This window comes from Paraliobacillus sp. X-1268, from assembly GCF_003426095.1.
GTDB lineage: Bacteria > Bacillota > Bacilli > Bacillales > Amphibacillaceae > Paraliobacillus_A > Paraliobacillus_A zengyii.
Window position 1 is genome coordinate 207219 of sequence record NZ_QJSK01000002.1, and the last position, 24006, is coordinate 231224.

At 35.3% G+C, this 24006-nt stretch carries 24 protein-coding genes; 21 read left to right on the top strand and 3 right to left on the bottom strand.

The window, feature by feature from the left end; all coding sequences use genetic code 11:
• The first annotated feature begins 16 nt into the window (after positions 1-16).
• On the top strand, positions 17-1354 hold the full coding sequence (locus D2K62_RS05565; RefSeq protein ID WP_112182373.1) for an MATE family efflux transporter: 1338 nt from the start codon (positions 17-19) through the stop codon (positions 1352-1354).
• A 316-nt stretch (positions 1355-1670) separates the two neighbouring features.
• On the opposite strand, the gene D2K62_RS05570 is transcribed toward D2K62_RS05565, so the two are convergent.
• Positions 1671-2429, bottom strand: coding sequence for an XRE family transcriptional regulator (locus D2K62_RS05570; RefSeq protein WP_112182372.1), 759 nt, complete (start codon positions 2427-2429; stop codon positions 1671-1673).
• A 431-nt stretch (positions 2430-2860) separates the two neighbouring features.
• Between D2K62_RS05570 and D2K62_RS05575 the strand changes: the two genes are divergently transcribed.
• Complete coding sequence (locus D2K62_RS05575; RefSeq protein ID WP_112182371.1) at positions 2861-3493, top strand: response regulator transcription factor; 633 nt, start codon at positions 2861-2863, stop codon at positions 3491-3493.
• A gap of 32 nt (positions 3494-3525) precedes the next feature.
• Here D2K62_RS05575 and D2K62_RS05580 read toward each other — a convergent pair whose 3' ends face one another.
• Together D2K62_RS05580 and D2K62_RS05585 are read right to left on the bottom strand one after the other, a co-directional pair.
• Positions 3526-4131, bottom strand: coding sequence for a hypothetical protein (locus tag D2K62_RS05580; protein WP_117161065.1), 606 nt, complete (start codon positions 4129-4131; stop codon positions 3526-3528).
• Positions 4132-4347: 216 nt separating this feature from the next.
• Complete coding sequence (locus tag D2K62_RS05585) at positions 4348-4977, bottom strand: YitT family protein (protein WP_112182369.1); 630 nt, start codon at positions 4975-4977, stop codon at positions 4348-4350.
• Between the two features lie 158 nt (positions 4978-5135).
• On the opposite strand from D2K62_RS05585, the gene D2K62_RS05590 reads away from it, so the two are divergent.
• The 19 genes from D2K62_RS05590 (at position 5136) to argJ (ending at position 23998) form a co-directional block, all read left to right on the top strand.
• Positions 5136-5570 (top strand): Lrp/AsnC family transcriptional regulator, encoded by a 435-nt coding sequence (locus D2K62_RS05590; protein WP_112182368.1) that lies wholly within the window; start codon positions 5136-5138, stop codon positions 5568-5570.
• Between the two features lie 74 nt (positions 5571-5644).
• Positions 5645-5803 carry a hypothetical protein gene (locus D2K62_RS18885; protein ID WP_198663124.1) on the top strand — a complete coding sequence of 53 codons (159 nt, stop codon included), beginning with the start codon at positions 5645-5647 and terminating at the stop codon, positions 5801-5803.
• Between the two features lie 126 nt (positions 5804-5929).
• Positions 5930-6679: a ZIP family metal transporter gene (locus D2K62_RS05595; RefSeq protein ID WP_112182367.1), complete on the top strand. Its 750-nt coding sequence runs from the start codon at positions 5930-5932 to the stop codon at positions 6677-6679.
• Positions 6680-6740: 61 nt separating this feature from the next.
• Positions 6741-7433: a CAP domain-containing protein gene (locus D2K62_RS05600; protein ID WP_232824069.1), complete on the top strand. Its 693-nt coding sequence runs from the start codon at positions 6741-6743 to the stop codon at positions 7431-7433.
• A gap of 240 nt (positions 7434-7673) precedes the next feature.
• Complete coding sequence (locus tag D2K62_RS05605) at positions 7674-8126, top strand: MarR family winged helix-turn-helix transcriptional regulator (protein WP_112182365.1); 453 nt, start codon at positions 7674-7676, stop codon at positions 8124-8126.
• Between the two features lie 7 nt (positions 8127-8133).
• Positions 8134-9108, top strand: coding sequence for an ATP-binding cassette domain-containing protein (locus D2K62_RS05610; protein WP_117161066.1), 975 nt, complete (start codon positions 8134-8136; stop codon positions 9106-9108).
• A 1-nt stretch (position 9109) separates the two neighbouring features.
• On the top strand, positions 9110-9937 hold the full coding sequence (locus D2K62_RS05615; protein ID WP_117161067.1) for an ABC transporter permease: 828 nt from the start codon (positions 9110-9112) through the stop codon (positions 9935-9937).
• A 180-nt stretch (positions 9938-10117) separates the two neighbouring features.
• Complete coding sequence (locus D2K62_RS05620) at positions 10118-11269, top strand: MFS transporter (protein WP_112182362.1); 1152 nt, start codon at positions 10118-10120, stop codon at positions 11267-11269.
• 6 nt (positions 11270-11275) lie between these two features.
• Positions 11276-12043 carry a threonine/serine exporter family protein gene (locus tag D2K62_RS05625; protein ID WP_112182361.1) on the top strand — a complete coding sequence of 256 codons (768 nt, stop codon included), beginning with the start codon at positions 11276-11278 and terminating at the stop codon, positions 12041-12043.
• A 25-nt stretch (positions 12044-12068) separates the two neighbouring features.
• A complete protein-coding gene (locus tag D2K62_RS05630) occupies positions 12069-12509 on the top strand; it encodes a threonine/serine exporter family protein (RefSeq protein WP_112182360.1) in 441 nt (146 codons plus the stop codon).
• Between the two features lie 14 nt (positions 12510-12523).
• Positions 12524-13423, top strand: coding sequence for an AEC family transporter (locus D2K62_RS05635; RefSeq protein WP_112182782.1), 900 nt, complete (start codon positions 12524-12526; stop codon positions 13421-13423).
• Between the two features lie 783 nt (positions 13424-14206).
• Positions 14207-14515 carry a PTS sugar transporter subunit IIB gene (locus D2K62_RS05640; protein ID WP_112182359.1) on the top strand — a complete coding sequence of 103 codons (309 nt, stop codon included), beginning with the start codon at positions 14207-14209 and terminating at the stop codon, positions 14513-14515.
• 86 nt (positions 14516-14601) lie between these two features.
• The gene (celB, locus tag D2K62_RS05645; RefSeq protein WP_112182358.1) at positions 14602-15885 is read left to right on the top strand and encodes a PTS cellobiose transporter subunit IIC; all 1284 of its coding nucleotides are present in this window, start codon (positions 14602-14604) and stop codon (positions 15883-15885) included.
• A gap of 106 nt (positions 15886-15991) precedes the next feature.
• A complete protein-coding gene (locus tag D2K62_RS05650; RefSeq protein ID WP_112182357.1) occupies positions 15992-16300 on the top strand; it encodes a PTS sugar transporter subunit IIA in 309 nt (102 codons plus the stop codon).
• 18 nt (positions 16301-16318) lie between these two features.
• The gene (locus D2K62_RS05655; RefSeq protein ID WP_117161068.1) at positions 16319-17707 is read left to right on the top strand and encodes a glycoside hydrolase family 1 protein; all 1389 of its coding nucleotides are present in this window, start codon (positions 16319-16321) and stop codon (positions 17705-17707) included.
• Positions 17708-17810: 103 nt separating this feature from the next.
• A complete protein-coding gene (locus tag D2K62_RS05660) occupies positions 17811-19745 on the top strand; it encodes a BglG family transcription antiterminator (RefSeq protein WP_112182355.1) in 1935 nt (644 codons plus the stop codon).
• A 157-nt stretch (positions 19746-19902) separates the two neighbouring features.
• A complete protein-coding gene (locus tag D2K62_RS05665) occupies positions 19903-20838 on the top strand; it encodes a fumarylacetoacetate hydrolase family protein (RefSeq protein WP_112182354.1) in 936 nt (311 codons plus the stop codon).
• Between the two features lie 878 nt (positions 20839-21716).
• Entirely contained in the window at positions 21717-22754 is a 1038-nt protein-coding gene (gene argC / locus D2K62_RS05670) for an N-acetyl-gamma-glutamyl-phosphate reductase (RefSeq protein ID WP_117148859.1), read from the top strand.
• Between the two features lie 14 nt (positions 22755-22768).
• Positions 22769-23998, top strand: coding sequence for a bifunctional ornithine acetyltransferase/N-acetylglutamate synthase (gene argJ / locus D2K62_RS05675; RefSeq protein ID WP_112182352.1), 1230 nt, complete (start codon positions 22769-22771; stop codon positions 23996-23998).
• Positions 23999-24006: the final 8 nt, after the last annotated feature.

Sequence of the window (24006 nt, forward strand, 5' to 3'; positions counted from 1 at the left end):
CAAAGGAGTTAAATTGATGAGAAAACAGCAAGATTTCACAGAAGGAAATATTATAAAGCAACTTCTCGTATTTTCAACACCAATTATGGTGACAAATCTACTACAAGTTTCTTATCAATTTACGGATAGTTTATGGGTGGGGAATTTACTTGGAGGTAATGCGCTGGGTGCTATTGCTGTATCTAGTACAATTATTTTCGTACTACTTTCCTTCATTATAGGTATAAACAATACAACATTAACGGTTCTTTCTCAACAAAAAGCTAAAGAGAACGAAGAGGGTTTAAAAGTTTATCTTAATGCATTTGTCGTTACGTTAAGTATTTTAGGGATTTTATTAGGTTCTATTGGTTTTTTAGCATCCGAAGGGATTGTAAATTTACTAGGAACTCCTACATCGATGCACAACGATGCAGTTACCTATCTCCGTATTAATTCATTAGGTATTTTCTTTCTAGTAGGATATAACTTTATTGGGACAGTGCTTCGTGCGCTTGGTGATAGTCGGACCCCTTTGAGATTTGTTATCATAGCCGTAATTTTAAATGTTATTTTGGATCCCCTTTTCATTTCAGGATTAGATTGGGGTGTAACAGGTGCTGCATATGCTACGATTTTATCACAAGGTGTGGCATTTTTGTATGGGATTATTTTTGTCTTTAGACGTAATCTTGCACCATTTGTGTTCCCATTCCTACCAAAAGCAACAGAAGTGAAATTAATTTTGAAATTAGGAATTCCTTCAGGTTTACAGATGGCAGTTATTTCTGCGGGATCAGCTGCTATTATTAGCGTAGTCACATCGCATGGTGAATCTGTCGTCGCTGGATTTAGTGCAGCTCAACGTCTGGATAGCTTATTTATTCTCCCTGCTCAAGCTTTAGGGACTGCCATGAATAGTATGGCAGGTCAAAATATTGGTGTGCAGAAATGGGAGAGAGTGCGACAAATCGCAAAATATGGGCTGATCTATAACTTTATAATCATGGGAGTCATCATGTCAGTTATTTTACTGACAGCTAGTATAGTCATTCAATTATTTATTCAAGAGCCAGAAGCAGTCCGATTTGGTTCTGAATTCCTGATGATTGTGGCATTCTTTTATCCTTTTCTTGGTGTTAATTTTGTGTTAAATGGGATTGTTCGAGCTGCTGGTGCAATGTATCAAGTACTAATTCTAAATGTAATATCTTTTTGGTTATTTCGTTATCCATTAACATATTTATTATCTGAAACGATAGGAGAAAAGGGTATTGCAATTGGAATGGGACTAAGTTTTGTATTAAGCAGTATATTTGCATTTATGTATTATCGTTTTGGGAAGTGGAAAGAGAAGAAATTATTCCAAGATTGACAAAGTGGACCTTTGTAAGAATTCTCTGGATTTAAAAATTCACGTAAGAAAATCTAACAACATTCTAGGTTAATGATTGCTTCCATGCTATAGTGAATTTACTAAATAGATACAAAGTGCATGTCATGGGGAAGTCATGGTTATGAGTTTTTGAGGTACACATAGTGTTATGTGGAAAAACTAGTGATTTTTAGTGATTACTAGAATCCGTAAAGACTTGTAATGAATTGGCAAAATAAAAGCACTAACTATTCAACTCTTGAGTAGTTAGTGCTTTTGTTTGTAGTTTTTTATGTACTAAACCAACATAGTATAATTAGACTAGCGATATACCTTCTGATTTATATACCCCTGTAACAACACCATGGATTTGAATGCCTTCTGTACTGGAATTAGCACTTTCTTTTGTCTGGTCAAATGCTATTAATTGAATCATTTGTTGGTTTTTCTTAATAGTATACAGATTAACGGCCCCATCAGTAGTCGTAGCCATTACTAGTTGTCCGTTTTGAACCTTGTATTTTTTCTTGATAATAATGATATCTCCAGTTTGAATCCCTTGTTTAATACCCTTAGTTTCAGGAGCAATTATTAGAAAATCACCTTCATTTGCGAGTTGTTTTGGTATCGGTATATACTTAAGCAAATTATCATTAGCATATAATAAAGATCCTGTTAGTTTGTTTTTAAGTAATGGAAGCTCTTGATAAAATTCTGTTGTTATCCCTTGTTCGCGGTTTTTATAATTGCTGTAAAAACTAACAAAGGCTTGGATAAAGTGTTGATCTTCTGAAGCTAAACTAGAAAAATGTGAATGCAATTCATTTTTTTTAGATATAAAAAGCGAAGGCTCGATAAAATTTGTTTCCTCACCTATTTTTCCTTTTAATAACCAATCAGCTGTAATTTTAAAATATTCACTTAAAGCTATAATGAATTTTCCTCCGGGTATTCGTTTATCATTTTCCCAATTACTTATATTGGCTGAGTCTGTACCAATTGCCTTTCCTAATGTTGTCATTGAATCGCCTTTTTCGGTTCGTAAGTGTTTTATGCGTAACCCTATTGTATGCATCTTCGTAGAGCCCTCCGTTCAATTTCGTTACTTTAATACTAATACAAAGATAGGGAATTTGTATCAATCATAAACAATTATTAGTAAAATTAGTGATTTTTATCAAAATAAAGTTGACTATATTGATTTAAATCATTACTATTGATTTAGGTAAAATAATACTGAAAGCAAGATTATATACAAGAACGTAATAAAAATGGTTTTAAACTTTTAGGGGGTGACAAAAGGTATAGTACATATATACCACAATTTACTGATTTTAATCATCATTAAAAATTATAAAATATACTTTTATATTTAGTACGGATTAATTTTTAGTTAAATAAAGAAAATACGACAGATTAAGCAAGTTTTCTCTTCCTTTTTTAACTTACTATAACAACTTGTAAGCAAATACATAAATGAATTAAATTTACTTAAAGGTGATAAAAATGAAAATATTATTTGTTAAAAAACCCTCGTTATTAAGAGAGGGTATTGTTCAATTGCTTAATCGGAGATTTCAAGAATCAGTAATACGTGTCAGTGATGGCTCGAGTTACTCTGATGATTTAATTACAAATGAACTTAGCGATATGATCATTTTAGACTTAGAGATAGACCTCTCTCATAAAGAGATAATTGAAATTTATAAGCAAGCTAATAAAAAGGTGATTATTTGGGTTGCTGATAAAGAGTGTAAGAAATTAAATGAATTGTTCACAAAAAATTTGGACGGTTATTTCTATAATGGAATGGAAGAAAGAGAATTAATAGAAGCAATTGAACTTGTTCAAAAAGATAAGAAGTATGTCCATCCTGCGCTTTCTCGTCTTTTGTTGGCAGATTACGTACGAATTCAAACAAAAGTACCAAGCCAACCAATTGGGTTACTTTCTAATAGAGAATGGGAAGTACTACAATTATTATCTAAAGGTTATAATAATATAGATATTGCAACACACTTATATTTATCTGATAAAACAGTCAAAAATTATGTTAGTTCTATCCTGAGAAAACTCGAGGTGCCGGACCGAACAAACGCTGTGTTAAAAGCACTAAAACAAAAGTGGATATATGTATAAGGATATAAAAATAAGAGGGGAATATCCCCCTCTTATTTGTTTGCTTCTAATAGAGCTCTTACTTCTTCCAATCCATTTGCATAGGCAACAAATTCTCCATTTTTAACTTGAATCATTGTTGGTGTACCAGTAATCTCGATATCATCGGCTGTCGCAGGTTCTGTGCTAGCGTATGGGGTGTTGTGTGTGATAATAATTTCATCATCTTCATTCACCTTGATTTCCCAGAGAATATCTGTATCTTCTGTATAGTCTTCAAGCAAAACATCTTCACTAAGTTGCTCTTCCCCATTTTCTTTTACTTCCCCGATTTTAATATCATATTCTTCATGGTGACTTTCCCAATCATACCAAGAGCTCTGGTTATTTGCATCTTGCATATCAACAAGAAGTAAAGCGGTTTCTTTATTTTGGATAAAGTCTATTACTTCGGGTTCTACCTCTTCACAATAAACACAACTATTTTGCCAAAAATACACAAGATAATCATCAGTTTCTTGTGAGAAGGTATCTTGATAGTTAATTCGTTCTAACTCCTCAATTGCTAATTTAGGTGTTCGGATTTGATCTAGTATCACAATTCCAACAATAGCTAATATAAATATGATCGCAAGTGTAATTATCGTGTTCTTCTTCAACTTATAAAGTCATCCCTTCACTATCCTATAGTAAAATCATACCATTAAATTATAGTCAAAGAAGCAAAATAAGTAAATTACTTTATTTCGGTGAGACCGTCCGTAAGACTGCCGTTTTAAGATTAGGAACGTTAATGCTCTGAATATATCGAAGGGCAAGAGCGAAAAATGCCATGGTATCAAGTATTACTATATAAAAAACACAGAAAATACCTATTAATGTGTAGGTATTTTCTGTGTTTGTAGTTTAACAGTCTTTTTGACCTTTATCATATTTGCATTTTTTTCAGCAATTCTACTTTTGAAGTAGCTAATAATAAAAGAAGTCATTGCAATCGAAATGATTGATGCAAGCACTCGAATGAAACCAACTGTATATATACCGGTCATTACGACAATAAGATCAAATAAAAAATTAGTTGTACCTGGATTAAAGTTATAACGCTTGTGTAAAAATAGTGCTAAAATATTTGCGCCTCCTAGAGACGATCCGTTAGCAAATAAAAGAGATAAACCTAAACCTATAAAAGTTCCTCCAAGTACTGCTCCAAACCAAATAGGTAACGTAATCGTTGGCAATAGTAGATCGAAACTTGTTAAGATGGAGAGGAAACTCACGGAGAGAATGGTAGTCAGAGTGAATCGCCACCCCATTCGAATAAAGGAAAAGAGATAAAATGGAATATTTACTAAAAAGAAGATTAAAGAGAATGGATGTAATATGAGATAAGAGAGATTTAAGGCTAATCCTGCAGTGCCACCTGTAATAATAGTTGCATGCTTCAGTGTGAGTACACCAACACTAACAATAATAATACCAAAAATAATGTTCATTATTCTTTTCATATTTTAACCCCTTCGTTAATAATAAATACCTTCTATATTTTATGTTAGAATAATATTAAAGAAATAAATATACAAAAATGAAGATAAAATTATAAATATAATATGAATTAGTAGTTATATTGCTTGTATAATATGCATTTTGTAAAGGGGTGGTGCTAATGGATAAGCTTGATCTACAAATATTAGATTTTTTACAGGAAGATGGAAGGTTATCGATTAGTGATTTATCAAAAAAATTGGCATTAAGTCGACCAAGTGTGACAGAAAGATTACATCGTTTGCAGGAGAAAGATATAATAGAAGGATTTAGTGCGAGAGTTTCTTTGCCTGGAGTAGGAAGAGAAATATTACTGATTATTCAGGTTAGTGCGTTAAAAGTTTCTCCAAGTGAATTTGAATCTCTCGTTCAACAAAAACATGATATTATTGAATGTCATCGTGTAACAGGAGATGTCAGTTACTTTTTAAAGGCTGCAGTTTCTAATATGGAACGGATGCGCTTACTAATAGATAGTTTAATGCCCTACGGAACGATTAACACGTCAACCGTTTTGGCTTCTCCAGTTTCTTACCGAAAGGTTTCGCCACAATAGTAGAAGAAAGGTAACCTTTTTCTTTGAATTTATTGTTTCTTTTATTTTATAATCATAAAAAGGGGGTTTTTGATGTGAATTGGTTAAAAGGTCTATTTGCACCAAAACGTTGTTATATTTGTGGTCAAAAAGCGTCCCAACCTCAAACATATCTTGATGACCAAGGTAAAAAGGTACAAGTTTGTTATAAATGTGTTCCTTATGCAGAAAGAAGAGCACTTCGTAAGCCATAAGTAAAATTATGAAGTGGAGACCTAAGAATAGTTTTGCTCCGATTGTGCAAATTAATTATAGAAAAGAATGAATCAAACTTCGCATTGTTTATTGCGAAGTTTTTCTTTATCTATAGAGGTGATTAAATGGGCAACGCAGTATTTTGGGGAACTCTTGCCGCTTCTGCTACTTTACTAGGTGCTTGTATGTCATTATATTTTTCTATTCCAAGGCGATTGATTGGATTTATTATGGCACTTGGGACAGGAGCACTTATTGGAGCAACAAGCTATGAATTATTAGAAGACGCACTTGAAATAAGTGGCTTTACCGAAATAGCAATTGGCTTCTTGGGTGGTGCACTTATCTTTACAATACTAGACATCTTAGTTTCCCATCGCGGTGGTCAAAGACGCAAAGAAACAAAACCGGATCAACAGCCGGAAGCATTCGGTACAGATCAATCAAGTTCGGGTTTGGGTATGTTCATTGGTACAATTATGGATACATTACCAGAATCAGCAATGATTGGCATGAGTATTGCAAATGGGGATAAGGTTAGTGCCGCATTAGTTGTTTCGATTTTTATAAGTAACATTCCAGAGGGATTATCAAGTACAGTAAGCCTGCAGAAAAGTGGGTATAGTAAAAAGAGAATTTTCATTCTCTGGCTTTTCGTTGTTGGGTTTTCTGCTATTAGTTCTGGTGCAGGGGTCTTGCTTTTAGCTGCTTCAGATAGTGTTAAAGCGATCACGAGTGCTTTCGCTGGAGGAGCGATAATTGCAATGGTAGCTTCGACAATGATGCCAGAAGCTTATAAAGAAGGAGGACCAATTGTTGGATTTATTACAACTCTAGGTATGTTTCTAGCGTTATTTTTACATCATCTTGGTTAAAGTACTTTTGACTGAATAAGAAGGTGATATTCAGCAAATAGTATGACCAGGAGGGATGAAAGTGAAAAACAAGCTAAATTATATGATAGGTAGTACATTAATTTGTTTTGTGATTTTGGCTGGTTGTGGAAATCAACAGGCAGAACAGATTGAGCGCAATCCAGCAGAAAATACGGATATGACAACAGATCAAATCAGCTTTGGTGGCGGAGATGAAACGTCTAGAGATAGTGATCGTCACTCTACACGTACACCTAAGTTTCCTATTCCAGGAAAAGAGCAAAATATCTTTACAACAGAACCAGAACAGGCAACAGACGAAGGAATACGAACTACTCCGGAAGAAACGGAACAAGATGAAGCAACCAATCAATCCTCTAGCCAATTTCAAACAGAAGTGACTAATTTAACGAACAAAGAACGTGAAAAAAATGGATTAGCAAAATTAGAAATTGATAATGCAGTGGAAAATGTGGCTCAAAAGAAATCAGAAGATATGGCAACAAATAATTATTTTTCACATACTTCACCAACTTATGGTTCGCCATTTGAAATGTTGCAACAATTTGAAGTCGATTATACAACAGCTGCTGAAAATATTGCTTCAGGTCAGAAGTCACCAGAGGAAGTTGTTACAGGTTGGATGAATAGTCCTGGCCATCGTAAGAATATATTAAATGAAAAGGTTACCCATATTGGAGTAGGATACGCAGAAAACGGATCGTATTGGACACAGTTATTTATAGGTAAATAAAGATTTTTAACAGGACCGGCAAATGCTAATCCTGTTTTTTATTTGCTAGAAGTTCAAACCGTTGGAAATTCAGCTCGCGTTTTTCCTACAAGGGTCTCGTCAATTTCATTTGATACGCTAGTTTTTGTCTATAAATATATATAGGATTATCGTACGTTTTACATTTATTTATGTTATAATACTTCGTATGCGAAATATTAGAATACGAATATTAATTTATTTAATGAGGCTGGTAAACAGATGGTAACTGAACAACATGGTACAGAGATCGCTACACTAATTCGTGAAATTAATGCAGGTTTAAATCACCGCTTGCGTAAGGTATTTAAAGATCAACCTATTACACCACCACAAATGATGATTATCTTTATGCTAGCAGAAGAAAAGCGGTTGAAAGTCAGCGAAATTAGTAAAAGAATGAGTTTAGCGAATAGCACGGTATCAAGCATTTTAGATAGATTAGAAAAAAGAGACTATATCAGTCGAAATCGAAGCAAAACTGATAAGCGCGTTGTATATGTAAAAGCAACAGAACAGATGACAGAAATATTTGATGAGCATCATAAAGCTATGACAGGCTTTTTTGCGCATTTAGTAGATGATGTCACGGACGAAGATTTTGCAACGATACTAGCAGGTCTTAATATACTTAAAAAACTGATGGAGACGAGTGAATCAAACGAGAAAGGGTGATTGAATAGTGGGTAATATTGTTGAAGTTAAAGGATTGAAAAAGCGATACAAAGATTTTGAAGCAGTTAAAGGCCTCGATTTACAAGTAGCTGAAGGTGAAATATTTGGTTTTCTTGGGCCAAATGGTGCTGGTAAAAGTACGACAATTAATATGCTATCTACTATTACTAAGCCGTCAGAAGGTGTAGCAAAAATTAATGGATTTGATAATGTAAAGGAAAAAAATAAGGTGCGAGAAAGTATTGGCCTCATTTTTCAGGAGTCAACTTTAGATGAAAAATTAACTGCAAATGAAAATTTAATGTTGCATTGTAAATTTTATAATGTACCGAAGAAATTACGAGAAGAACGTATTAAAGAAGTAGTGAAAATTGTAGACTTAGAGGACAAACGTCCTAATATTGTTGAAACTTTTTCTGGTGGAATGAAACGTCGATTAGAGATTGCTAGAGGGCTACTGCATTACCCACGCGTCTTATTTCTTGATGAGCCAACAGTTGGACTTGACCCACAGACACGGAATCATATTTGGGAATACATTTTAAAACTGAAAGAAATACAAGGGATTACCATTTTCTTAACAACGCATTACATGGATGAAGCTGAAATTTGTGATCGTGTGGCAGTCATGGATGGCGGACAATTAATAGCACTTGATACGCCAGAACAACTCAAAACTAACGTTGGTGGGGATATTATCGAAGTATCTACTGCTGATAATGGGAAAGCTAAAAGGTTAATTACAGAAACCTATCAAACTGACGTAACAGAAAGTGGTGAAGGGAAATTAAGTTTTCAAGTCGAAGATGTGAGTGCTTTTTTAGTAGAGTTTGTTAGAAATTTTTCTATTCCGATTACTACAGTAAATCTGAGACGTCCAACATTAAATGATGTGTTTTTAAATTTAACTGGCAGAGAAATAAGAGAAGAATCTGTTTCACAAAAAGAATTAATGAAAAAGAATATGAGGGGGCCACGTTAGAATGGAAGGTATCTTAGCAATCTGGCAAAGGGATGTTATTAAATTCTTTAGAGATAAAGCACAATTGATCGGTTCATTTGCAATGCCTTTCATGTTTTTAATATTATTTGGTAGCGGGATGAGTGGAGCGTTGTCATCGATGCTGGAAGGAAATGCATCTGGTCCACTAGCAGACTTTGATTTCGTTGAATTCATGTTTCCTGGTATCATCGAGATGACTGTGTTTAATACTGCAATTTTTTCTTCCTTATCTGTTGTTCAAGATAAGGAGTTCGGCTATATGCGTGAAATACTTGTTTCACCAATGTCACGTGTTACGATTGCAATAGGCAAGGTGCTTGGCGGGAGTACGGTAGCTGTATTTCAAGGACTAATGATGCTGCTTTTTGTTCCGTTTATTGGTGTATCTATAACCTTATCCATGGTATTGCAACTTATACCGGTTATGTTTTTAGTGGCATTTGCAATTTCGTCAATTGGCCTATTAATTGCTAGTTCTTTAAAGACATCACAAGGATTTCAAATGGTTGTTCAAATTTTAATCTTCCCCATGCTCTTTTTATCAGGTGCATTGTTCCCTTTGAGTGGGATGCCGGGGTGGATGGATTTCATTGTTAAAATTAATCCATTAACCTATTCTGTAGATATGTTCAAAAAAATTATACTTGAACCAGAAAAAATGGAACCGGCACTTAGAGAGGCAATGGGTTTAGATTTAACAGTCTTTAACCATGTCATAACGTTCTCACAAGAAATTATTGTAGTGTCCATAATAAGTATTGTGTTTATTGTATTGGCAACCTTTAAGTTTTCAAAATCAGAGGGATAACAAAAAGGTGCAAATTTTAAAAATGTCCAGAAGTGAGAAGTCATTCATTTGAATGGCTTCTTCTTAATGTTTTCATTTACCTTTCCATCTAAAGTATTTACTCGTATAATAGTAAACTAGGGTAGAGAATAAAGAGTAGTAGATCCAAAATGGGAACTAATTCGATAGGGAGTGAGGTTTATGGCTAAAGAGGATTCACTTGTACCATTAAAGATGTTATTGTTTAGCTTTCATGGTGCAAATACAATGATCATTAGTTTTTTACCTTTATTACTTCAATATAAAGGATTAGATGGTAGACAAATTGGTTGGGTGTTAGCTGTTGGTCCGACCGTTTCTATTTTTTCCCAACCATTTTGGGGTTATATGAGTGACAAATATCAAACCGTAAAACGAATGTTATTAATCTGTTTAGTTGGTCTATTAATAAGTAGTTCTATTTTCTTTCAAATGACCACACTGCCATTATTATTAGTATTAGCGGGCGTTTTTTATTTTTTTACTGCACCAGTTGGGGCTTTAGCTGATAGTCTCTCCCAAAGACGAGCAGATGCACTTAGAATTTCATTTGGTTCAATTCGAACATGGGGTTCCATTGGGTTTGCAACATCGTCTTTATTAGTTGGAGAATTGCTGGAAGTGATCGGAATTAAATACCTTCTAGCTCCGTATTTATTTATGGGCGGATTGGCACTTTTAGTTTGTTTCAAATTAAAAGATGTTAGGGTGAAAGTTCCTCCAATTCAATTTCGGGATTTAAAAAGACTTATACAAAATTATCCATTCATTATTTTTTTAGGACTTGTTCTCTTGATTACAATTACACACCGTGCAAATGATAGTTATATTGGTATATTCATTGCACAGTTGGGTGGAAGTGAGAGCTTGATTGGTATTTCCTGGTTCGTTGGAGTAGCTAGTGAAGCGTTAGTTTTTGCTTTTGCTGCTCGTTGGTTTCGAAAATACCATCCGCTTATTTTTATTATTGGGGCTGGATTACTCTATACACTTCGTTGGTTTTTATTTGCGATAGTCGATAGCCCAGTTCTTGTAGTAGCGTTGCAATTTATGCACGGCTTGTCATTTGGTGTTTTTTACTTAGCGGCTTTTCAGTATGTAACAAGACTCATTCCACAAGCATTACAATCGACAGGACACTTATTTTTTATGGCTGTGTTTTTTGGGTTTTCTGGTATTGTTGGTTCACTTGGTGGTGGTACATTAATCGAGTCAGCAGGTGGGAATACAATGTACTTTTACATGGGTTGGATGGCTTTATTAGGAACAATCCTCATCACGATTTATCATATCCTACCTTATGGTAAAGAATAATAATAAATGGATGAAAAGTGGAGCGAAGATAAAATGCATAATAAAGAAATAACAAAGGTATGTTTGCTGGCGGGGAAATTAATGCTACAAGGTGGTGCCGAAACCTATCGTGTAGAAGATACAATGATGCGGATAGCAGTTGCTTTTGGCATCGATAATTCCCAGAGTCATGTAACACCTACAGGTATAATGTTTTCAATAAGTGAAACAGAACCGACAAATTTTGTCCGTATTGTAGAAAGATCAACAGATTTGAATAAAGTTACACTAGTTAATAGTATTTCACGAAATATCTCAAATGGTGCGCTTTCCTTAGAAGAGGCTGGTGCAGCGTTAAAAGTGATTGAGAAACAGACACACGCCTATCCAATTTACCTGCAAATAGTAGCGGCTGCTCTCGCTAGTGGTTGCTTTACGATTATGTTTAATGGACAATGGATTGATTTTATACCGGCACTTATTGTAGGAGGAACTGGTTTTTCAGCAATGATTTATTTTCATCGTGTTGTTGAGATTCGCTTTTTTGCGGAGTTTTTAGCATCCTTATTAATCGGATTCTTCTCCTACTTCTTTATCTATATGGAGTTCGGAATAGAATTAGACAAAATTATTATTGGATCTGTGATGCCAATGGTACCTGGTTTATTAATTACAAATGCGGTTCGTGATTTAATGGCAGGTCACTTGGTTTCTGGTTTATCGAAAAGTGCAGAGGCATTTTTAACGGCCTTTGCAATAGGTGCTGGTGTCGCTGTTGTCTTCTTAATCGTTTAAGAATGAAAAGAAAGAAGGGATCGCTATGATTATTGAGCAGTTAGTAACTAGTTTTATAGCGGCCGCAGCTTTTTCTGTCATTTTTAATGCACCGAAAAACAGGTTAATACAATGTGGGTTAGTGGGTATGTTAGGTTGGTTTGTTTATACAATATGTACAGTTAATGGTATTGATGCAGTCGTAGCAACTGTTGCAGCTTCTATCTTAGTTGCTGTGTTAAGTCAATTATGTGCAAAGTTTTATAAGACTCCAATCATTATATTTACAGTATCTGGAATAATACCATTGGTACCTGGTGGTTTAGCTTATGATGCCATGCGAAATTTTGTGGTGAATGATTACAATATGGCAATACAACTAGCAGCAAAGGCATTTTTAATATCTGGTGCTATTGCCATTGGTCTAGTTTTTTCGGAAATTATTAATCAAATGATTCGCAAAGCAAAATGGAAAAAAATACAGTAGGTTTGGTGATTTAGATGGGATTTTTCAGCGTTTTACTTCCTATTTTCGGTGTTTTTGGACTTGGATTTATTGGAATGAAGTTATTAAAAATGGAAGTAAAGTCCATCTCAACGATGGCAATATATATTTTATCTCCCTTTTTAGCATTTCAGACTTTTTATCAAAATCCGATCAACATCGATTATTTATATTTAAGTATATACTTGCTTGTACTTTGTGTAGCGTGTATTTCAATATGTTATCTTATTGGTTATTTTAAAAAGTGGGATAAACAAAATACTAGTGGTTTTATTTTAGCTAGTTCATTTATGAATAATGGTAATTATGGTACGCCGTTAGTATTACTGGTCTTTGGCCAGGAAGGCTTTCATTATGCTGTTATTTTAATGGTACTACAACAGTTAATTATGTGTACGATCGGTATTTATGTTGCGGCACAAGGAAGTCAAGGGGAGCGAGAATTATCTCCTTTAAAAGAAGTCATTAAAGTGCCGATTGTATATGGATCTTTATTAGGTATGGCTTTAAATACATTACATCTGACAATCCCAGCTCAAGTTGAAACTGTAGTTGATATGGTTGCAGCTGCAGCAATTCCAATTATCATGATTGTCTTGGGAATGCAACTGGCTACCATTTCATTAAAAAAATTAGAAGTAGGGAAATTGTCAGTCGCGTTAGTCATTCGATTAGCTATTGCACCACTAATTGCATATGTTATTACACTATTTATGCCTGTAGATGATGTTGTGAAGCAAATAATGATATTGATGGCTGCAATGCCAACTGCAGCGAATACGACAATGTACGCGGTACAATTCAATGCAAAACCAGACTTTGTTTCCAGCGCTACTTTAATTAGCACCTTACTTAGTATTGTTACATTACCAATTATATTAGCTATTATATTATGAAAAAGCACGCTCAGAGGAGGTGCTTTTTTTGCTATTTACTCAATCTTCACATAGTGAAATTGGCAAATAAACTAAGAAGTCTCACAATCTAAAGCTGAAGTTGACTTCGTACTCCTATCGATTCATCCTACGAACTTTAGAGAAACTGCGACGTAACATTCTTTATATAAATTGCAATACAATAGAATTTATGCCCCGCTCCTCAAGCGAAATGGACTCCCTTTCCGCAGGCACGGCTTCAGCTAACTCGGAAGAAAGTACGCTTCCGAGTGGATCTTCAGCCCGTGGGATTGCGATTACTCATCCCATCAAAAACATTCGCTGTTCCTGCAGGAGTGTCGCCCATTTCACTTGATCCGCTAGTTTTGTCTTTACACATTTTATGAACTACAAATAAACACATTAATCATTAGTCTCTTGAAAATGTTTCGATTGATTTTGTGTCTTACGCTTAAAATTAGATCCACTAGCAAAGGAAGCAAATGCTTGACACTCCTACGGGAATAGCGCGAGCCGAAGATCCACTTAGTAAAGCGTTCTTTGCTTTACTAAGTTAGCTGAGGCCGTGCCCGTGGAAAGGGAAAGCATTTGCTGACGTAGCGAGTAAGACTAGAACTTTACGGCAGTTGATGGTAATTCCGACTTAAGGAAATGTTGTGTTGGAGCAGTAATATTAACCATTTCCGTTTTGATGCGGAAAAACAATATGTGGTGATGAAAGCGCTTGTAAAATATAATAAGTTTAAGAACAAAATAACTTACCTTTTAAAGGAGGACATAAAGATGAAAAGAATACTACTAGCATGTTCAGCAGGTATGTCTACTAGCCTCTTGGTTACAAAGATGGAGGAAGAAGCAAAAACAAGAGGAATTGAAACTGAGATTTGGGCAGTAGCACAAGATAAAGCACCAAGTGAAATGAAACGTGCGGATGTCCTTTTGATTGGACCACAAATGCGTTTTATGAAGAAGAAATTTGCAGTTACAGCTGAAGAAGTTGGAATACCGCTAGATGTTATCGATCCAATGGCATATGGCCGTGTTGATGGCAAAGCAGTTTTAGATAAAGCGTTAGAGTTAATTGGCGAGTAAGAATCAAAAATTTGTTTAAAGGTCATAAAAAAATCGAAAAATAAATTGATCTTTGAACAGAAAATTAAATAAAGGAGGAAAAATTTATGAACAGATTTATGGAGGTATTAGAAAATGTTCTTATGCCAGTTGCGGATAAACTGAATAACAACCGTTATTTAACCGCACTACGTAATGGTTTTATGGTAGCTTTACCATTAATCATTTTCGGTTCAATCTTTGTTGTAATCGCTAACTTTCCGTTTTTAGATCAGTGGATAAGTGAAGATGCATACGCAACCTATCAAGATACCTTAGGTCCCGCATCAGCAGCAACTTTAAGTATTATGGGTCTCTTTGTTATCATAGGTATAGGGTATAAGATGGTAGAGCAAAGAGGTGGAGAGTCAATTTATGGTGGAGTAGTTGCCTTAGCTGCATTCTTAATTTTGACACCACAAGTTTTAGATGAGGTTTCTGGTGTAATACCAACCTCAATTTTGGGAGCAGAAGGAATGTTCTTAGGTATTTTTACTGCGTTTTTTGCTGCAGAAATCTATCAAGCTATTGTTAAGAGAGATTGGACAATAAAAATGCCAGATGGTGTTCCTGCCGCTGTAGCTCGTTCGTTTAGTGCACTTATTCCAATAGCATTGACACTAACTGTATTTTTAGTAGTCCGAATTATTTTCAGTTATACACCATTTGAAACAGTACAAAATTTTATCTACACACTAATTCAAGAACCATTGACTGTATTAGGTAGTGGGTTACCAGCAACAATTATTGCAGTCTTATTGATTCAAGTATTTTGGTTCTTTGGTTTACATGGTCAAATTATCGTCAACTCCGTATTTGATCCAATTTGGTATGCATTGAATGACCAAAATTTACAAGCATTTCAAGCAGGTGAGGAACTTCCGAATATCGTAACAAAACAGTTTATTGATACCTTTATTGTAGGTATTGGTGGTTCTGGTATGACGCTTGCGGTAATTATAGGGATATTTATAATTGGGAAAAGTCGCCAAATGAGAGAATTAGGTAAGTTAGGTGCGCCAGCTGGTATCTTTAATGTGAATGAACCAATTATCTTTGGTTTACCAATTATTATGAATCCACTAGTTATTATTCCGTGGTTATTAGCGCCAGTAATTGTAGCGTTAGTAACATACTTTTCAATGGCAACAGGTATTGTACCAAAACCAGCCGGGGTCATTGTTCCGTGGACAACACCAGCTGTATTAAGTGGTTTCCTGGCAACTGGTAATCATATCATGGGTGCGGTACTACAACTAGTTAACATTGCAATTGTATTCGTAATTTGGTTCCCTTTCTTGAAAATAATGGATAAACAATATTACCAAAATGAAAAAGATGAAGCAGCATAAAACAAACAGATAAGTAAAAAGGATAATGCGTATTTCTTTCGTATTTATAGAGAAGGAATGCGTATTTCCTTTTCATTAGAAAATTAAAATAGGGGTGACAGTGACAATGGATAATACGATTACTGAAATTGCTTTTCAAATAATTCTTTATGCAGGAAACGGAAAGTCAAGTGCGATGGAAGGTATTCATGAAGCAAAGGATGGAAATTTTGAGGCTGCTGATAAAAAAATAGAAGAAGCAGGTGAAGAATTAGGAAAAGCACATGAGTTTCAAACGAAATTATTACAAGCAGAAGCTAGTGGAGAAGGACAATCTGTCAATGTTATCTTAGTTCATTCACAAGACCATTTAATGACAGCTATGACAGTAAGAGATCTTGCTATTGAAATTATTGAAATATATCGAAGTAAATAAGAAAGGGGGTAAGCAACCATGGCAGTAGAATATAAGTTTCCAGAAGGTTTTTGGTGGGGGAGTGCCGCATCCGCTACCCAAACAGAAGGCGCTGATAAAGAAGGTGGAAAAGGAAAAAACATTTGGGATCATTGGTATGAAATAGAACCAAATCGTTTTTTTGAAGGTGTAGGACCAGAAACAACATCTGATTTTTATCATCGATATAAAGAAGACATTCAAAATATGAAAGAGATTGGTCATAATACTTTCCGTATGTCTATTTCATGGGCACGCTTAATCCCAGGTGGTGAAGGTCACGTCAATCAAGAAGCGGTAAACTTTTATAATAACGTCATTGATGAATTTCTTGCTAATGATATCGAACCTTTTGTTAATTTATTTCATTTTGACATGCCACTTGAGTTACAGGAAAAAGGTGGATGGGAAAACCGTGAAGTTGTTGATGCATTTGTAGAATATGCACGCCAAAGTTTTGCTCTGTTTGGAGATCGTGTGAAAAAATGGTTTACATTCAATGAACCAATTGTTCCTGTTGAAGGTGGCTATTTATATGACTTTCATTATCCGAATATTGTAGATGCAAAAAAAGCTGTACAAGTTGCCTACAATACGATGATTGCACATGCAAAAGCAGTAAAGGTTTATCATGCATCACATGATGGGAAAATTGGAATTATTTTAAATTTAACACCATCATACCCACGTAGCCAGAACCCTGCAGATTTAAAAGCTTCGCATGTTTGTGATTTGTTTTTTAATCGTAGTTTTTTAGATCCAGCTGTTAAAGGTGAGTTTCCAGCTGATTTAATTTCATTATTAGAAGAGCATGGACAATTGCCTAATACACAAGCTGGCGATAAAACATTATTAAAAGAGAATATTGTTGATATTCTTGGTGTGAATTATTACCAACCGCGTCGTGTGAAAGCGAAGGAAACTTTGCCGAATCCATATAGTCCATTTATGCCTGATTGGTTTTTTGATAATTATGAAATGCCTGGTCGTAAAATGAACCCATATCGTGGATGGGAAATTTACGAAAAAGGTGTTTATGATATTATGGTTAATTTAAAAGATAATTACGGAAATATTGAGTCATTTATATCTGAAAATGGTATGGGTGTTCAAAATGAAGAACGTTTTTTAAAAAATGGCAGAATCGAAGATGATTATCGTATTGATTTTATTAAAGGACATCTTAAATGGGTTCATAAAGCTATTGAAGAAGGTTGTAATCCAAAAGGATACCATTTGTGGACATTCATGGACAACTGGTCTTGGATGAACGCATATAAAAATCGTTACGGCTTTTTCTCAGTTGATATAGAAACAAAAGAACGAACAGCGAAGAAAAGTGCTACATGGTTTGCTGAAGCTTCCAAAAATAACGGTTTTAATGGATAAATAAAAGCGTAGCAAGTGTTATTTGCTACGCTTTTCTAACTAACTATCAATTATAATAGATAGAGTTAGGTAAAGGGATAGGAAGTATAAAGGGGATGATAGATTGCACTCCCGGATTATTCAAATTTTGCGTGAATTAATGGCTTCAGAAGAAGCAGTTACGAGTGAGTATCTTGCTAATATTATTAATGTTACTTCTCGTACAGTACGTGATGATATAAAAGCACTTGGTCGCTTGTTGGAGTCTAATGGTGCGAAAATTCATTCGATTCGTGGAACGGGATATCAGTTGGATATAGAAGACGATCAACGTTTTCGGTCATACTTACAGCAATTCTTAGATGAAGAAAAAGGTGAAGATGCTGTTGTACCGGATTCACCTGATGAAAGGATAAAGTATTTAATCAGACGTTTTTTATTAGCGGAAGGTTATTTAAAACTAGATGAACTCTGTGATGAAATGCATATTAGTAAATCAACGATTCAAAATGATGTGCGCCAAGTCAAAAAGGTACTAGAAAATTATTCGATACATTTAGATAAACGACCGAATTATGGTATGAAGGTGATTGGTAGTGAGGTAAAGTTACGTTTTGCGATGTCAGAGTATGTATTTGATAGAAGTGCAAGCGTTGCGAAATCCATATGGCAAGATCAGTTGTCTTCCATCACAAATCAAGAAAATCTTGATGCTATTTGGTCCATTATTATAAATCAAATTAAAGAAAATGGTATTACATTATCTGACATTGCAATAAACAATTTATTTATTCATATTGCAATAGCATATAAGCGTATTAAGAGTGGACATCATGTCTCACTATTTAAGAAAGAGCTAAATGAAATTATTGATCAAAAAGAGTACGAAGTTGCTAAAAAAATTGTTTTGAAAACGGAAGGAATTTTGAGTGTTACTTTTCCACAAGAAGAAATCGCCTATATTGCCATTCATTTATTAGGTACTAAGATGGTCAGTCAAACAAACATGAGTGAGCAAGAGATAGGTCTAGTGATGGAAGATAATATTTACCGAATGACAATGCTTGCTTTAAATTCAATTGAATCCAAACTTCACTTAGGTATTCGGCATGATCGAGAATTGATCATTGGTCTTGGTTTACATTTGAAGCCTGCAATTAATCGTTATAAGTATGGAATGAATGTCCGAAATCCAATGATTGATGATATTAAGACAAACTATCCGTTAGCATTTGAAGCAGGAATTGTTGCAGGCATGGTATTAGAAGAAGAAATGGCAGTTACCATTGATGAGAACGAAATTGGTTACATTGCCTTGCATATCGGGGCGGCCATAGAGCGAAGTAAATTACAAACTGGACCGAAACGCTGTATAATCGTTTGCGCTTCTGGTTTAGGCAGCGCACAGTTACTGAAATACAAATTAAAATCAAAGTTTGGTTCCAAGTTAGATGTTATTGGAACTACCGAGTTTTACAAATTACAACAGATACCATTTGAAGAAATCGATTTTATTGTAAGTTCCGTACCGATTACAGAGAAAGTCTCAGTGCCAGTAATAGAAGTAAACACAATATTAAGTGATAAAGATTTAGACAAAATAGAGACCTTTGTAATTGATAATACAAGTAGTGTGTTTGAGTATATTAAACAAGATTTATTATTCTTACACCAGTCGTTTCAGACGAAAGATGAGGTACTTCATTTTTTAGTAGATAAATTAGAAGAAAAGAAATTAATACCTGCTAATTATCTTAATCTTGTCTATGAACGTGAAAAAGTCGCTCCAACAGCATATGGAAATTTAGTAGCAATTCCGCATCCTGTCACGGCTCAAACGAATAGTACATTTCTTACTATCTGTACATTAGAAAAGCCAATTGATTGGGCGGAAAAACGCGTACAATTTATCTGCTTATTAAATGTAGAAAAGGACAGCCAAAAGGATTTGCAGAACATGTATGAAATGCTTGGGAAAATGGTAGACAATTCACATTTAATTCAACAGTTAATTAAGTGTGAAAACTATCAAGAATTTATAAGAACGCTAATTAAATAACTTACGTTTGGATAGGCAGTCATAAAAAACTGCCTATCTTTTTTATTTTCGGTGTGAAAATTCAATAGTTGATTGAAAGAAGTGTTAATCATTAGGTACACACTAAAATTTAAAGTAATGATACAATAAGTAAAAATGTATAGGAGGGAATTGAACGATGAAATTTGTAACGTATCAAGTAAAAAATACACTAGCACCTTTTAGAACTGGATTTGTCCAAGGAGATTATATTATTGATTTGCAGCGGGCTTACTTAAAAATGTTGGTACATACGGAACAAATAGATAAAGCTTATATAGCTGAAACGTTATTACCTTCTGATCCATCTGAATTTTTTAAACTAGGAAAATTAGCGTTTGATCGTGCCAAGGATGCTGTTACTTTTGTTATAGACCAAAAAATAGCTGTTGAGAATTTTTCAAAAGAACAAGTTGTAATAGGTTCTCCTGTTCAAACTCCATCTAAAATCATTTGTATTGGAACAAATTATAGAGATCATGTCGTCGAAATGAAAAGTAATATACCAGACTATCCAGTTTTATTTGCCAAGTTTGCCAATGCGTTAATTGGACCTGAAGATGCAATTGAAAAATCACCCGCAACAGAACAGCTTGACTATGAAGTAGAGTTGGCTGTGGTGATAGGAAAAGAAGCAAAAGAAGTTGAAGAGAGTAATGCGCTCGACTATGTCGCCGGTTATACGATTGGTAACGATATTTCTGCGCGTGACTTGCAAAAGCGCACACCTCAATGGCTACAAGGAAAATCATTAGACCGAAGCACACCAATTGGACCGTGGCTTGTCACAACGGATGAATTGATAGATCCGTCTTGCCTTTCCATCACATCCCGAGTTAACGGAGAGGTTCGTCAAGCCTCCAACACGAAGGAGCTTATCTTTAGTGTTCCATATCTCATTTCGTTTATTTCAAAATTAATTACATTGTCGCCAGGAGATATTATTTTAACAGGCACACCAGATGGTGTTGGTTTTGCCCAAAATCCACCACAATTTCTACAACCGAATGATGTGGTTACATTAGAAATTGAAGGAATAGGTATACTCGAAAACAAAGTTATTAATAAGATGTAGTATAAAGTGCTAGGCAATGAACACCTAAAATACAAACGACATACACTATAAGTGGTATGAACCGTACAACACCCCAAAAGTTAGAGTAAAAGCCTGACTTTCGGGGTGTTTTTTTGTGACTAATTATAATCAATAAATCAAATTTACATTGATGAAAGAATATAAACAAAGAAAGAGAAATCACCCTAACCTATACCGTAATTTTCATCAACTGCGATATAAACCGCCATGTTGATTTTCGCTTCGGTCAGTCGCTTTCCGCGGGCAAGTCTTTTCGATGGGTCGAGTAATCGCAGACCCAACGCTTCAACTTCCTCGGAAGCAAAAAGCACTTCCTGGGGGATTTTCAGCTGTTGCTTTTCCCGCAGGAGTCGACTGTCCTACGCTACAATCAATTAGCATAACGTGAACAACTATTGTCATAAGCACAATTAAAAATCCTGAACAGTAGACGATGTATCAGTTATTGCCTATCCAGCGGAGCAAGTGAAATGGGCGAGACTCCTGTGGGAACAGCAAATGTTTTCGATGGGATGAGTAATCGCAATCCCACGGGCTGAAGATCCACTCGGAAAGCGGTCTTTGCTTATCCGAATTAGCTGAAGCCGTGTCCACGGAAAGCGAGCCCATTTTACTTGTGGAGCGTAGCGGGTAATCAAGTCTAACTCCGTCACAGTTGCTATCTATTACTCCGTCTAAATTTTACGAGAAGAGTTTTCTTTTAGACAGTAACATAATTCAAAACATGCATAAAAAGCGTATATTTATTCAAAAATACATGTATATTTCAAAAATAACGAAATAACTATTGTATAAACATACATTTTAAAGTATAATAATTAATCACAATCAAGTTCGGATTAGGAGTGAAAAATGACGTGAAAGTAGCAATTATCGGTGGGACTGGATATGGTGCAATCGAGCTAGCTCGTTTTCTTAAAATGCATCCATATGCAGAGTTAACTACCATTATCTCGCATTCAAAAAATGGCACATCTTTTTCAGAAGTATACCCGCATATGACAGACATTCTAGAACTACCCATGACAGCTCTAGACATTCCAGCTTTAAGTGAAACTATTGATCTAGTATTCTTTGCGACACCATCCAATATTAGTAAAGAACTTGTACCTGAATTCTTACATCACAATGTGACTTGTATTGATCTATCTGGAGATTTTCGTTTGAAATCATCTGAAGATTATGAAAAGTGGTATGAAGCACCAGCAGCGAACGCAAAATACTTAGCACAAGCGACTTACGGTCTTAGTGAAATATATAAAGAAGAAATAAAAAAAGCAAAGCTAATTGCAAATCCGGGTTGTTATCCAACAGCAACACTTTTAGGCTTAATTCCAGCCATTCAAAAAGGGTGGATAGAGCCAAACAGTATTATAATCGACGGTAAAACAGGTGTATCTGGTGCAGGTAGGGGCCTGTCGTTAAATGTTCATTTTTCAGAAATGAATGAAAATATTAAAGCATATAAATTAGGAGCACATAAGCATATTCCAGAAATGGAGCAAGTATTAGGACTGGAAGCAAATGAGGCAGTGCAAGTTACATTTACACCACATATCGTACCAATGACGAGAGGGATCATGACAACGATTTATGCAAATCTATCAGGGTCAATTGACCAAGAGAACGTGCAACAATTATATGAAACCTTTTATAAAGATCATCCTTTTGTACGAGTACGAGCTGAAGGGGTACTTCCAACAACGAAGGAAGTCTATGGAAGTAACTATTGTGATATTGGCTTACACGTAGATAAACGAACAGGAAAGCTAACGATAGTCTCGGTAATTGATAATTTAGTTAAAGGTGCAGCAGGGCAAGCAATTCAAAACATGAACATCATCAATGGCTGGAAAGAAATATCGGGATTAGATTATCCCCCTATTTATCCATAAGGAGGGAACGGAAAATGCATCAGATTAGTACAATAGAAAAGTTTAATTTACTTACAAACGGTAATATTGCATCACCGATAGGATTTACTGCTGGTGGCTTACACTGTGGTATTCGTAAGAAGAAACTCGATCTTGGTTGGGTGTACTCAGAGAAGGCTGCACAAACAGCAGGCGTGTATACAACGAATCTTTTTCAAGCTGCGCCATTAAAAGTTACCCAAGAAAGTATCGCTACGGACCACATGTTACAAGGAATAATTGTTAACTCTGGTATTGCCAACGCTTGTACAGGGAAGCAAGGCTTAGCTGATGCTTATGAGATGAGAAAACTATTCGCTGAAAAAGTAAAAATTCCTGTTCAACACGCTGCTGTTGCTTCGACAGGTCTTATTGGCGATTTCCTACCAATGGATGCAATTCGGAATGGAATCAAACAAATAGATGAGGAAAAAAACTTAGACAGTAACCGTTTTGAAAATGCCATTCTGACTACAGATACAAAAGAAAAAGGAATCGCGATTCAATTTGATATAAACGGAAAAAAGGTGACAATTGGCGGAGCTGCTAAAGGATCGGGAATGATTCACCCAAATATGGCGACGATGTTAAGTTTTATTACTACAGATGCAGACGTTGAATATGAGGCATTACAAGACGGATTAAGACAGTTGACGAATCAGTCATTTAATATGATTACGGTTGATGGTGATACAAGTACGAATGATATGGTGCTAGTGTTAGCCAATGGAATGGCAGATAATCAAACATTGAATCCAGAACATCCAGAGTGGAATGTCTTTCTTGAGGGGCTTCATTTTGTTTGTCAGTCACTTGCAAAAGAGATTGCTAGAGACGGAGAAGGCGCTAGCAAATTAATTGAGGTACAAGTCACAGGTGCCAATACTGAGAAGGCTGCGCAAGCAATTAGTAAAACGATAATCTCATCTAATCTAGTTAAAACTGCTATTCATGGTGCTGATGCGAATTGGGGACGTGTGATTACTGCAATTGGGTATAGTGGAGAAATGTTAGATCCCGATGATGTTTGTGTTGCACTAGGTAAGATTGAAGTGGTTAAAAACGGAATGCCCTTACCGTTTGATGAAACAGAAGCAAAGCAGTATTTAATGCAGGACACTGTAACAATTCATGCTAGTGTTGGTGATGGGAAAGGTAATGCCACTGCTTGGGGTTGTGACCTTTCTTATGAATATGTCAGAATTAATGCTTCCTATCGCACATAAGGGGATGG